Here is a 12511-nt window from a genome sequence, read left to right as displayed (position 1 = left end):
AGTGAAATCAACCTTCACATCTTGAATGGTTCATATTTTGAAGTATATTGCGGAGCGAAACAGGGGGTTGCCCGATGACCGACCGCGATTCTTTGCCGCCAAAAACCTTTCCGCCCGAGATCGAGGCGATGATGGGGGTCTATGCGCTGTACTGGAAGCTGGAAGAGGTGATTGCCGCCGAGGTGGCCGAGACCGGTCTAAGCCGTCCCGAGGCGCATATGCTGATCAAGCTCGGGACGCCGATGCGCATGGGGGTGCTGGCGCGCGAGATGCTGGCGCTGCCCTCGACCATTACCGCCACGGCGGATTCGCTGGAGCGCGCGGGCTATCTGACCCGCAGCCGCGACCCCGATGACCGCCGCGCCTGGCTGTTGGAACTGACGCCCGAGGGCCGGGCGCTGCGCGCCGAGTTTGTCGCCGATGCCGGTGCGCTGTTTCACGAGGTGTCGGGGCTGGATGCCTGCGAGACCGAGGTATTTGCGCGGCTGGCGCGCAAGATCCGCCTGACCATCCTGGAAACCGGACTATCCGAAGGATCCAAGACATGAGATTTCTTTTTGCGCTGGGCACCGTGCTGAGCCTTGCCGCGGCCCCCTTGACCGCGGATACGCCCGCCAAGCCCGTCAAGCTGATGCTGGTGAGCGAGGCCGCGCCCGGGTTCTCGCGCCAGTTCTTTGGCCAGGTGGCGGCGCGGCGCACGGTCGATCTGGCCTTTCAGGTAGCGGGGCAGATCGTGGAATTTCCTGTGAACGAAGGCGTGTTGCTGCCCAAGGGCAGTTTGATCGCGCGGCTTGATCTGGAGCCGTTCGAGCTGCAACTGGATCGCGCGCGACTGCAAAAGGAACAGGCCGACCGCACGGTGGCGCGGCTGAGCCGGTTGAAGGGAACCACGGTCAGCCAGGTGTCGCTGGACGATGCGGAAACCAATGCGCAACTGGCGGCCATTGCCCTGCGCGATGCGGAATATGCGCTGGAACATGCGACGCTGACGGCACCCTTTGACGCGCTGATCTCGCGCCGCAACGTGGCGGCCTTTACCACGGTGGCGGCGGGAACGCCGGTGGCGCGGATCCATGACATGTCGGAACTGCGGATCGAGGTGGACGTGCCCGAGATCCTGTTCCAGCGTGCGGGCGAGCCCGAGGATGTGACCATCACCGCGACCTTTCCAGCCTCGGAGCAGGAATTTCCGTTGCAGATCCGCGAGTTCGATGCCGAGACATCGAGCGTGGGCCAGACCTTCCGCATCAACTTCGGCTTTGCGCCACCGCCTGACCTGAACGTGTTTCCGGGCTCGTCGGTGACGGTGAATGTGCGGGTGCGGGATGGCGAACCGGGCATCGCGGTGCCGCCCTCGGCGATCATTGCGGATGCGGGCGGCGGTCCTGGCGTGATGGTATTTGAGCCCACCGGCGCCGATACAGGCACGGTGCGGCGGCAGGCCGTCCAGATCGCGCCCTTGCCGAACGGATCGGTGAGGGTGCTGTCGGGCCTGTCCGAGGGCGACGAGATCGTCAGTGTCGGCGGTGCCAGCCTGAACGACGGGCAATCGGTGCGCCGCTTCACCGGTTTCGGCAACTGAAGGGCCGGGTCATGAACATCGCGCGCCTGTCGATCGAAAAGCCGCTTTATACCTGGCTCATCATCCTGATTTCGCTGGTTGGCGGCATCTGGGGATTTGCCACGCTGGGCCGGCTCGAAGACCCGGCCTTTACCATTAAACAGGCGGTCATCGCCACGCAGTATCCCGGGGCAACCGCCGAACAGGTGGCGCTGGAGGTCTCGGAGCCGCTGGAATCTGCGATCCAGAAGATGGACGAGGTGGAGACAATCACCTCGGTCAACCAGCCGGGCCAGTCGCTGATCGAGGTCGAGATCAAGTCGACCTATGACGGGGATGAACTTCCCGCGATCTGGACCAAGCTGCGCGCCCGTGTCGGCGATGCCGCGCGCGCCCTGCCTGACGGGGTCGGTGCGCCGTTTGTCGATGACAGTTTCGGCGATGTCTATGGCCTGTTCTACGCGGTGACCGCGCCGGGATACACCGATGCGGAACAGCACGAACTGGCCACCTGGCTGCGGCGCGAGCTGCTGGCGGTGCCCGGTGTGGCCGGGGTCGAGGTGGCAGGCCTGCCGGACGAGGCGATCTTCGTTGAACCCGATCTGGCGCTGTCGGTGAACCAGAACGTGCCGGTACAGGCCATTGCCAATGCCATTGCCACCGCCGATTCCGTGCGCGACGCGGGCACCCTGCGCAATAACGGTGGCAAGACCGCGATCCTGCGGCCCGAAGGTTCGGACAGTGTGGACGCCATCGCCGGGCTGTCAGTGGGCACGCAGGGCAAGGTGATCAACCTGTTCGACATGGCGCAGGTGCATCGGGGGCGTCAGGCCGATCCGGACCTGATCATCCGCCAGAACGGGGGTGAGGCGTTCACGCTGGGCATCGCGGGGCTGGCGACCGAGAACATTGTCGAGGTCGGCCAGCGGGTAGATGCGCGGCTGGCCGGGCTGGACGGGGATATCCCCGCTGGCGTGACGCTGGAACCGATCTATCAGCAGCATGTGGTGGTCGAAGAGGCGAGCAACGCCTTCCTCGTCAACCTCGCGATGTCGGTGGCCATCGTGGTGGCGGTGCTGGCGCTGTTCATGGGCTGGCGCGCGGCGGTGGTGGTGGGGGCGACCCTGCTCTTGACCGTGGTGGGTACGCTTCTTTTCATGGCGCTGTTTTCCATCGAGATGGAGCGCATTTCGCTCGGCGCGCTGATCATCGCCATGGGCATGCTGGTGGACAATGCGATCGTGGTGGCCGAGGGGATGCAGATCGCGATGCTGCGCGGCAAGCCCTCGCGCGCGGCCGCCGACGAGGCGGCGGGCAAGACGCAGATCCCGCTGTTGGGGGCCACCGTGATCGGGATCATGGCCTTTGCCGGGATCGGCCTCAGCCCCGATGCGACGGGGGAGTTCCTGTTTTCGCTCTTTGCCGTGATCGGCATTTCGCTGCTGCTCAGTTGGGTGCTGGCGCTGACGGTGACGCCGCTTCTGGGGCATTACTTCTTCAAACAGGGGCATGCGGATGCCGCCGACGCCTATGGCGGGCCGCTGTTCCGGGCCTATGCCGCCACTTTGCGAGCCGCGCTGCGGTTGCGCTGGCTGGTGGTGCTGGGGCTGGTCGCGGTGACGGCGGCCTGTTTCGCGGGTTTTGGCCTGATGAAGCAGCAATTCTTTCCCAATTCGAACACGCCGCTGTTTTTCGTGCATTACAAGCTGCCGCAGGGCACGCCCATCGAGACCACCGCCGATGATCTGGCCGCGGTCGAAGCCTGGCTGGACAAGCGTTCGGACGTGTTGGCTTACACCACATTTGCCGGGCAAGGCGCGACGCGGTTCATGCTGACCTATGCGGCGGAAAAGCCAAATCCGTCTTACGGGCATATGATCGTGCGCACGGCGAGCATTGAGGATATTCCCGCGCTTCAGGCCGATCTGGAGGCGTTTGGCACCGCGGCCTTCCCCGAGGGCGAGTTCCGCACCAGGCGGCTGGTCTTTGGCCCCGGCGGCGGCGACCCGATCCAGGTGCGGTTCTCTGGGCCCGATCCGGCGGTGCTGCGGCAGCTGGCCGATACGGCGATGGATGAGATGCGCGCGGCCTCGGACAATATCACCGGCGTGCGGTCGAACTGGCACGAGCAGGAACTGGCGCTGCGCCCCATCTATGCCACCGAGCGGGCACAGATCGCGGGCGTCAGCCGGGACGATATCGCCGACATGCTGCGGTTTTCCACCGATGGCATCACCAGCGGGGTGCTGCGCGAGCGGGACCGGCTGATCCCGATCATCGTCCGACGCCCTGCCGATGGGCCTTATTCCATCGTCGATCAGGTGGTCTATTCACCGCTGTCCGAGACATTCGTGCCGGTCGAACAGATGGTGGACGGGTTCGGGTATGAGGCGGTCAACACGCTGGTGCATCGCCGCGACCGGTTGCTGACGGTGACCGTGGGTGCCGACATTCCCGCCGATCTGACCGCAGCCCAGGTGCATGCAGAGGTGCGCCCGGTCATCGAGGCCATCGCGCTGCCGCCGGGTTACCGGATGGAATGGGGCGGTGAGTTCGAAGATTCGGCCAAGGCGCAGGAAAGCCTGGGCAAGCAATTGCCGCTGAGCCTGTTGATCATGGTGCTGATCTCGATCCTCTTGTTCAACGCGATCCGCCAGCCGGTGATCATCTGGCTGCTGGTGCCAATGTCGGTGAACGGGGTGGTGATCGGCCTGTTGGGGACCGGGTTGCCGTTCACCTTTACCGCGCTTCTGGGGCTCTTGAGCCTCTCGGGTATGTTGATCAAGAACGGCATCGTGCTGGTCGAGGAAATCGACCTGGTCCGAGCCGAAGGCAAACCGCTGCGCGAGGCGATTGTCGAGGCCTCGGTATCGCGGATCCGGCCGGTAATGCTGGCCGCTGTCACCACCATTCTGGGCATGGCGCCGCTCTTGTGGGATGCGTTCTTTGTCTCGATGGCGGTGACGATCATGGGCGGGCTGGCATTCGCCACCGTGCTGACCCTGATCGCGGCGCCGGTGTTCTATGACCTGTTCTTCAGTCGCGAGGCGCGGGCCTGAGAGATGCAGGCGCGGGCGTCAATCGCCCGCGTCCGTTGCCGGGTCATAGTGATAGTGAAAGCAGGAGATCTTGTTGCCATCCGGGTCGCGCAGATAGGCCACGTAGAAATCCGGTGTGTAATAGGGCCGGGTGCCCGGCACGCCCGCATCGGTGCCGCCATGGGCCAGGCCGGCGGCATGAAAGGCGCGCACCTGCGCCGCGTCGCGGGCGGGGAAACCGACCATGGTGCCATTGCCGGTGCTGGCGGGTGAGCCATCGAACGGCGCGCAGACCCAGAAGCCGGTGCCATTGTCATAATCCTGGCCCCAACCGGCCCAGCCTTCGGGCCAGTCGGGCAGGCGGGGCTGATCCAACACGGCAAAGACCGCGTCATAGAACCGGACCGCGCGGGTCAGGTCGTTGGTGCCGAAGGTGGTATAGATGTTCATGGGGTGCCTCGCAGGGATCGGTTGCGCGATCATGCGTGGTCCCAGGCCCCGGCGAAAGCCTGAAAGACTTAGGTCGTACCTGAGAGTGCAAGGCCGGGGGACGCCGTCCCCCGGACCCCCTGGGAGTATTTTCGACCAGAAAGAAGCAGGAGAGACCGGGTTTTCGCCGATTTCTCCTGATTTTAGGGTATCAGCCCTGAAGGCTGCGCACCTCGATATCCCCCTCGGCCTGCGCCTTGATCGCCAAGGCGGCAGCGTGGCTGCCGGCGGCGGTGGTGAAATAGGGGATCTTGTCATAGAGCGCAATGGAGCGGATGGCCTTGCTGTCGCTCACCGCCTGGGCGCCTTCGGTGGTGTTCATCACCAGATGCACCTGCCCGTCCTTGAGCATGTCGACCACGTCGGGGCGGCCTTCGTAGACCTTGTTCACCACTTCGCAGGGTACGCCATGACCGGCGAGCCAGCTTTGGGTGCCGCGGGTCGCCACGAGGGTGAAGCCCTGATCCACCAGCACCTGCGCGGCCTCAAGCATGGCAGCGCCCTTGTCGGCGTCCTTGATCGAGATGAAGGCGCAGCCAGAGGACGGCAGCACCATGCCCGCGCCCATCTGCGCCTTGAGGAAGGCGCGGGCAAAGGAGCGGTCCCAGCCCATCACCTCGCCGGTGGAGCGCATCTCGGGGCCGAGGATGGTGTCGACACCGGGGAAGCGGGCGAAGGGCAGCACCGCCTCCTTGACCGAGAACCAGGGCATGTTGGGGTCGGCCAGCGTCATCTGGTCGGCGATCTTGGTATCCTCGCCCTCCTTGTAGGGGGGGCGCATCGGGAAGGCGCCGAGTTTCTCACCCGCCATGACGCGCGCGGCGATGGAGGCGATAGCCGAGTCGGTGGCCTTGGCCACGAAAGGCACGGTGCGGCTGGCGCGCGGGTTGACCTCGATCAGGTAGATCTCGTCCTGCCCCTGCTCATTGGCCTTGATCGCGAATTGCACGTTCATCAGGCCGACCACGTTGAGCGCGCGGGCCAGTTTGTTGGTCTGATCCTTGATCTGCTCGATGATCTCGGCCGACAGCGAATAGGGCGGCAGCGAACAGGCGCTGTCGCCGGAGTGCACGCCCGCTTCTTCGATATGCTGCATGATGCCCGCGACATGCACCGCCTCGCCATCGCAGAGCGCGTCCACGTCGAGTTCGACCGCGCCCGAGAGATAGCTGTCGAGCAGCACCGGGCTGTCGCCCGAAACCACCACCGCCTCGGCGATGTAGCGGCGCAGCTGATCCATGTCGCGCACGATTTCCATGGCGCGGCCCCCCAGCACGTAGGAGGGGCGGATCACCAGCGGGAAGCCGATATCCTCGGCAATCGCCAGCGCCTGGGCATCGGTCGAGGCAATGCCGTTCTTGGGCTGTTTCAGGCCCAGCCGGTTGACCAGATCCTGGAACCGCTCGCGGTCTTCGGCCAGGTCGATGGCGTCGGGCGTGGTGCCCAGGATCGGGATACCGGCCTGTTCCAGCGCATTGGCGAGCTTCAGCGGGGTCTGGCCGCCGAACTGCACGATGACGCCGTGCAGGGTGCCGTTCTGCTGCTCGACCCGCAGGATTTCCATCACATGTTCAAAGGTCAGCGGTTCGAAATAGAGCCGATCCGAGGTGTCATAGTCGGTCGACACGGTTTCGGGGTTGCAGTTGACCATGATGGTTTCATAGCCCGCATCGGTCAGCGCGAAACAGGCGTGGCAGCAGCAATAGTCGAACTCGATCCCCTGCCCGATCCGGTTGGGACCGCCACCCAGAATGACGACTTTCTTGCGGTCACTGGGGCGCGCCTCGCATTCCACCTCGCCCATCATCGGGGCCTCGTAGGTGGAGTACATATAGGGGGTCTGGGCCTCGAACTCGGCGGCGCAGGTGTCGATCCGCTTGAACACGGCGGTGACGCCCAGGTTGTGGCGGGCGCGGCGCACGTTGTCCTCGTCGCGGCCGGTCAGCTGGCCGAGGCGCGCATCGGTGAAGCCCAGCATCTTGAGCGCGCGTAGGCCTTCCTCGTTGGTGGGCAGGCCGGTCTTGCGCAGGGCGCGTTCCTCTTCGACGATCTCGCGGATGCGGGCCAGGAACCAGGGGTCGAACTTGGTGACGCCAAAGATCTCGTCATCCGACAGCCCGTGTCGCATCGCCTGTGCGATGGTGCGCAGCCGGTCGGGGGTTTGCTGGCTGATCGCCTTGATCACATGCGCCTTGTCATCGGCGCCCTCGACCGCGTCCCACAGACCGACGGAGAGGCCGGGAATGGCAACCTCGTCAAAGCCGGTCAGACCCGATTCCATCGAGGCCAGCGCCTTTTGCATCGATTCGTGGATGGTGCGGCCGATCGACATCGCCTCGCCCACCGATTTCATCGCGGTGGTGAGGTAAGGCTCGGAGCCGGGAAATTTCTCGAAGGCGAATTTCGGGATCTTGGTGACGACATAGTCGATGGTCGGCTCAAAGCTGGCCGGCGTCACCTTGGTGATGTCATTGTCGAGCTCGTCGAGCGTATAGCCCACCGCCAGCTTGGCCGCGATCTTGGCAATCGGGAATCCGGTCGCCTTGGAGGCCAGCGCGGACGAGCGCGATACCCGCGGGTTCATCTCGATCACCACCATGCGGCCGTCGGCGGGGTTCACTGCCCATTGCACGTTCGAGCCGCCGGTTTCTACCCCGATCTCGCGCAGCACGGCGATCGAGCCGTTGCGCATGATCTGGTATTCCTTGTCGGTCAGCGTCAGCGCCGGGGCCACGGTGATCGAGTCGCCGGTATGCACGCCCATCGGGTCGACGTTTTCGATGGAACAGACGATGATCGCATTGTCCGCCTTGTCGCGGACAACCTCCATCTCGTATTCCTTCCAGCCCAAGAGGCTCTCGTCGATCAGGATCTGCGCCACGGGCGAAGCTTCAAGCCCCGAGCGGCAGAAATGCTCGTAATCGTCGCGGTTATAGGCCACGCCGCCGCCGGTACCGCCCAGGGTAAAGGCGGGGCGGATGATCGCGGGCAGGCCGATTTCCTCGAGCGCGTCCATCGCCTGGGCCAGGCCCGCGCGGATGTCGTATTTGCCCTTGTCATTTTTGGGGGCTGACACGATGGTTGCCTTGGGGTTTTCCAGCCCGATCCGGTCCATCGCCTCGCGGAACAGCTTGCGATCCTCGGCCATTTCGATGGCATGGCGCTTGGCGCCGATCATCTCGACCCCGAATTTCTCGAGCACGCCCATTTCCTCAAGCGCCAGCGAGGTGTTGAGGCCGGTCTGCCCGCCCATGGTGGGCAGCAATGCGTCGGGGCGCTCTTTCTCGATGATCTTGGCGACCACCTCGGGCGTGATCGGCTCGATATAGGTGGCATCGGCCAGACCCGGATCGGTCATGATCGTCGCCGGGTTCGAGTTCACCAGGATGACCCGATACCCCTCTTCGCGCAGCGCCTTGCAGGCCTGTGCGCCGGAATAGTCGAATTCACAGGCTTGCCCGATGACGATGGGCCCGGCCCCGATGATCATGATCGACTGGATGTCGGTTCTCTTCGGCATGGCTGGCCCCTTTGATTTTTTGCGAGTCACGAGCGCCCGCCCAGCGCCCAAATTGTCGTGCGTTATAGGCACCTCGGGGAAAGGTGCAAGAGGGATCGGAAAGCGGCGCGAATTTGCCGCTTTCTGCTCTTTCGCCCGGACACGAAATCTCTATATCCCAGCGGCACGCCAATTGGCAGGGGGAGCGGACCCAGATGCAGCTTCGTTTCGATCAGGGTCCTGCCGGGGCCGGAACCGGCTTCGACCGCCCGGTAAGGGTGATCCGGGCCGATACCGCCGCGCAGGTGCCGGCGGCGCTGGCCGATCTGGATGTGGCGCGGGTGGATGGCGCCTGGCTGGCGGGCTATGCCAGTTACGAGCTGGGCTATGCGCTGGAACCGCGTCTGGCCGGGCTGATGCCTCAAGGGCGTCGGCTGCCGCTCCTGTGTTTCGGTGTCTATGACGGCCCAAAGGTGCTGCCGCTGCCGACCCCCGGCGGCGGGATCGGTGATTTCGCCCCCCGCTGGGACAGCGCGCGCTATGGCGCGGCCTTTGAGCAGGTGCACCGCGCCATCGGCGCCGGAGAGTTCTATCAGGCCAACCTGACCTTTCCGGTCGATCTGCGTCTGCAGGGCGCCGCGCCCGCGCTTTATGCCGCGCTTGCCGCGCGCCAACCGGTGGGCCATGGCGTGCTGGTCAGCCAATCCGGGCTGCCCGATATCCTCTGCCGCTCGCCCGAACTGTTCTTTCGCACCGATCCCGAGGGCCGGATCGAGACCCGCCCGATGAAGGGCACCCAGCCGCGCAGCGACGATCCGGCCGAGGATGCCCGCCGCCGCGCCTGGCTGGCGCGCGATGCCAAGAACCGCGCCGAGAACCTTATGATCGTCGATCTGTTGCGCAACGATATCAGCCGGGTGGCACTGCCCGGATCGGTTCATGTGCCCGAGCTTTTCCAGATCGAGACCTATGCCACCGTGCATCAGATGGTGTCGCGCGTCGCCGCGCGACTGCGAGCGGATGTCACCCTTTCGGATATCCTGCGGGCATTGTTCCCCTGCGGCTCTATCACCGGGGCCCCCAAGATCCGTTCGATGGAGACTTTGGCCCGCCTCGAACCCTGGCCGCGCGACATCTATTGCGGCACCATCGGCTGGGCGGCCCCCGACGGTGCGTCCGAATTCAACGTGGCGATCCGCACGCTGTTGGCCGATGGCGCGCGCGCCACACTCAATGTCGGCGGCGGTGTGGTCTGGGACAGCACCGCCCGCTCGGAATACGAGGAGGCGTTATGGAAAGCCCGCTTTGCCCGCCAGATGATCCCTGCTTTCGCCTGATCGAGACGCTGGGCTGGCACCCGGACGAGGGGCCGCGCCGGGCCGCGCTGCATCTGGCACGCATGGCCCGGTCCGCCGCCGCCCTCGGTATGCCATTTGACCAGACCAGGGCGCAGCACCTGCTGGAACAGATCCGCGGCCCGGCGCCGCTCCGCTGCCGCCTGACCCTCGATCCCAAGGGCGTGTTGGCGCTGGAAACCGCTCCGCTTGCCGCGGCCGCGCCGCTCTGGCGTGTCGCGATCCATCCCGAACGGCTCGACTCAGATGATCCCTGGTTGCGCCACAAGACCACAAGGCGCGCGCTTTACGATCGCGCCCGGGCCGGGCTGCCTGCAGGCAGCGACGAATGGCTGTTCCTCAACCGCGCGGGGCAAGTCTGCGAAGGGACGATCACCAATGTCTTCATGGCCTCAGATGACGGCCTTTTGACGCCGCCGCTCGCCTCGGGACTATTGCCCGGTATCCTCCGCGCCGAGCTGCTCGCCATCGGTCGGGCGCGCGAGGTGGCGCTGCACCCGAACGACCTGCGCAATGCCCAGACGCTCTATTGCGGCAACTCGCTGCGCGGGCTGATCCCGGCCACGTTCGCCCCGGATGCATGACGGCCTCGTTCCTCTTGCTCCAAATATCCCGGGGGTGAATTGGCCGCAGGCCAAGAGGGCGCCGCGCCCCCACCCGCACAAATCCAACGAAATCCGGGTGAATTGGCCACAAACCTTCGAGTAATACGGCGCGGCCTTGACTTCCCCGGCCTATCGCGCTGTATCGGCGCGACGCTTTCTCCGCCGAAGGGATATCACCGATGCACGCCTATCGCAGCCATACCTGCGCCGCCCTGACCGCCGCCAATGTCGGCGAAACCGTTCGCCTGTCCGGCTGGGTCCACAGGGTGCGCGACCATGGCGGGGTGCTGTTCATCGACCTGCGCGACCATTACGGCGTGACCCAGGTGCTGTGCGACGGCGACAGCGCCGCCTTCGCCGAGCTGGAAAAGGTCCGCTCGGAATGGTGCATCCGCATCGACGGCACGGTCAAGGCGCGCGACGCGGACCTGGTCAACCCCAAGCTGCCCACCGGCGAGATCGAGGTCTATGTCCGCGAGCTTGAGGTGCTGGGCCGGGCCGAGGAATTGCCGCTGATGGTGTTCGGCGATCAGGAATACCCCGAAGAAACCCGCCTGCGCTATCGCTATCTCGACCTGCGCCGCGAGGCGATGCAGGCCAACATGACCCTGCGCTCGGACGTGGTCGCCTCGATGCGGCGGCGCATGTGGGACAAGGGGTTCCGCGAATACCAGACCCCAATCATCACCGCCTCCTCGCCCGAAGGCGCGCGCGACTTCCTGGTGCCCTCGCGCCTGCATCCGGGCCGCTTCTACGCGCTGCCGCAGGCGCCGCAGCAGTTCAAGCAGCTGATCATGGTCTCGGGCTTTGACAAGTATTTCCAGATCGCGCCCTGTTTCCGCGACGAGGACCCGCGCGCCGACCGTTCGCCCACCGATTTCTACCAGCTCGACCTGGAAATGAGCTTTGTCACCCAGCAGGATGTGTTCGACACCATCGCGCCGGTGCTGGCGGGCGTGTTTCAGGAATTCGGCGGTGGCCGCAAGGTGGACGCGCCGCAGGACTGGCCGCAGATCGCCTATGCCGATGCCGCCAAATGGTACGGCACCGACAAGCCCGACCTGCGCAACCCGATCAAAATGCAGGATTGTTCCGAGCATTTCCGCGGCTCGGGCTTTGCCATCTTCGCCAAACTGCTGGAGCAGGAAGGCACCGAGATCCGCGCCATTCCCGCCCCCACCGGCGGCAGCCGCAAGTTCTGTGACCGGATGAACGCCTTCGCCCAGAAAGAGGGCCTGCCGGGCATGGGCTATATCTTCTGGCGCGATCAGGGCGATGGGATGGAAGCCGCCGGACCGCTCGCCAAGAACATCGGGCCCGAACGTACCGAGGCGATCCGCCAGCAACTGGGCCTGGGCGTGGGCGATGCGGCCTTCTTCCTCGGCGGCAAGCCCAAGTCCTTTGAAAAAGTCGCGGGCAAGGCGCGCGACGTGATCGGCGCCGAACTGGGCCTGACCGAGACCGACCGCTTTGCATTCGCCTGGATCGTGGATTTCCCGATCTACGAACGTGACGAGGAAACCGGCGAGATCGACTTTGAACACAACCCCTTCTCGATGCCGCAAGGCGGGATGGAGGCGCTGAACGGCGACCCGATGGCAGTGCGCGGCTTCCAGTACGACCTCGCCTGCAACGGCTATGAACTGGTGTCGGGCGCGATCCGCAACCACAAGCCCGAGATCATGCTCAAGGCGTTCGAACTGGCCGGATACGGCGCGGACGAGGTCAAGGCCCGCTTTGGCGCGCTGTTCAACGCCTTCCACTACGGCGCGCCGCCGCATGGCGGCTGTGCCGCCGGGATCGACCGTATCGTGATGCTGCTGGCGGACGAGGCCAACATTCGCGAAGTGATGATGTTCCCGATGAACCAGCGCGCCGAGGATCTGATGATGCAGGCGCCGTCCGAGCCCAGTTCGGACCAGCTGATGGAACTGGGCCTGCGGGTGATCCCGCAGGACTGAGCG

8 protein-coding genes are annotated in these 12511 nt (G+C 65.1%); 6 read left to right on the top strand and 2 right to left on the bottom strand.

Translation table 11 applies throughout. The features are described from left to right. Positions 1 to 74 precede the first annotated feature (74 nt). The 3 genes from AC2FNY_RS10905 to AC2FNY_RS10895 are packed head-to-tail and all read left to right on the top strand — an operon-like array spanning position 75 to position 4620. Positions 75 to 548, top strand: a complete 474-nt coding sequence (locus AC2FNY_RS10905) for a MarR family winged helix-turn-helix transcriptional regulator (RefSeq protein WP_496802450.1) — start codon at positions 75 to 77, stop codon at positions 546 to 548. After that, on the top strand, positions 545 to 1582 hold the full coding sequence (locus AC2FNY_RS10900) for an efflux RND transporter periplasmic adaptor subunit (RefSeq protein ID WP_234167168.1): 1038 nt from the start codon (positions 545 to 547) through the stop codon (positions 1580 to 1582). The genes AC2FNY_RS10905 and AC2FNY_RS10900 overlap by 4 nt, the downstream gene beginning before the upstream one ends. Before the next feature lie 11 nt (positions 1583 to 1593). Next, positions 1594 to 4620: an efflux RND transporter permease subunit gene (locus AC2FNY_RS10895; protein ID WP_496802449.1), complete on the top strand. Its 3027-nt coding sequence runs from the start codon at positions 1594 to 1596 to the stop codon at positions 4618 to 4620. A gap of 18 nt (positions 4621 to 4638) precedes the next feature. Here the strand turns inward: AC2FNY_RS10895 and AC2FNY_RS10890 are convergent, their stop codons facing one another. Both AC2FNY_RS10890 and carB read right to left on the bottom strand, forming a co-directional pair. Beyond that, the gene (locus AC2FNY_RS10890; protein WP_496802448.1) at positions 4639 to 5049 is read right to left on the bottom strand and encodes a VOC family protein; all 411 of its coding nucleotides are present in this window, start codon (positions 5047 to 5049) and stop codon (positions 4639 to 4641) included. 190 nt (positions 5050 to 5239) lie between these two features. Continuing rightward, positions 5240 to 8608 (bottom strand): carbamoyl-phosphate synthase large subunit, encoded by a 3369-nt coding sequence (gene carB, locus AC2FNY_RS10885; protein WP_496802447.1) that lies wholly within the window; start codon positions 8606 to 8608, stop codon positions 5240 to 5242. A gap of 194 nt (positions 8609 to 8802) precedes the next feature. Here carB and AC2FNY_RS10880 point away from each other — a divergent pair, with 194 nt between their 5' ends. From AC2FNY_RS10880 to aspS, 3 genes are all read left to right on the top strand, one after another. Beyond that, positions 8803 to 9924 (top strand): aminodeoxychorismate synthase component I, encoded by a 1122-nt coding sequence (locus tag AC2FNY_RS10880; RefSeq protein WP_496802446.1) that lies wholly within the window; start codon positions 8803 to 8805, stop codon positions 9922 to 9924. Continuing rightward, the gene (locus AC2FNY_RS10875) at positions 9879 to 10526 is read left to right on the top strand and encodes an aminotransferase class IV family protein (protein ID WP_496802445.1); all 648 of its coding nucleotides are present in this window, start codon (positions 9879 to 9881) and stop codon (positions 10524 to 10526) included. Before AC2FNY_RS10880 ends, AC2FNY_RS10875 begins: the two co-directional genes overlap by 46 nt. A 200-nt stretch (positions 10527 to 10726) precedes the next feature. Further along, entirely contained in the window at positions 10727 to 12508 is a 1782-nt protein-coding gene (gene aspS / locus AC2FNY_RS10870; RefSeq protein WP_496802444.1) for an aspartate--tRNA ligase, read from the top strand. Positions 12509 to 12511: the final 3 nt, after the last annotated feature.

Source organism: Ruegeria sp. BHSC223, assembly GCF_059613025.1.
The sequence above is the reverse complement of the archived record's forward strand: the minus strand, read 5'-3'. Positions and strand labels throughout refer to the sequence as shown.

What these genes read in the sequence shown, in the direction of transcription:
- AC2FNY_RS10905 (WP_496802450.1), top strand. Translation starts at nt 75, where the DNA reads ATGACCGACCGCGATTCTTTGCCGCCAAAAACCTTTCCGCCCGAGATC.
- AC2FNY_RS10900 (WP_234167168.1), top strand. Translation starts at nt 545, where the DNA reads ATGAGATTTCTTTTTGCGCTGGGCACCGTGCTGAGCCTTGCCGCGGCC.
- AC2FNY_RS10895 (WP_496802449.1), top strand. Translation starts at nt 1,594, where the DNA reads ATGAACATCGCGCGCCTGTCGATCGAAAAGCCGCTTTATACCTGGCTC.
- AC2FNY_RS10890 (WP_496802448.1), bottom strand. Translation starts at nt 5,049, where the DNA reads ATGAACATCTATACCACCTTCGGCACCAACGACCTGACCCGCGCGGTC.
- carB (WP_496802447.1), bottom strand. Translation starts at nt 8,608, where the DNA reads ATGCCGAAGAGAACCGACATCCAGTCGATCATGATCATCGGGGCCGGG.
- AC2FNY_RS10880 (WP_496802446.1), top strand. Translation starts at nt 8,803, where the DNA reads ATGCAGCTTCGTTTCGATCAGGGTCCTGCCGGGGCCGGAACCGGCTTC.
- AC2FNY_RS10875 (WP_496802445.1), top strand. Translation starts at nt 9,879, where the DNA reads ATGGAAAGCCCGCTTTGCCCGCCAGATGATCCCTGCTTTCGCCTGATC.
- aspS (WP_496802444.1), top strand. Translation starts at nt 10,727, where the DNA reads ATGCACGCCTATCGCAGCCATACCTGCGCCGCCCTGACCGCCGCCAAT.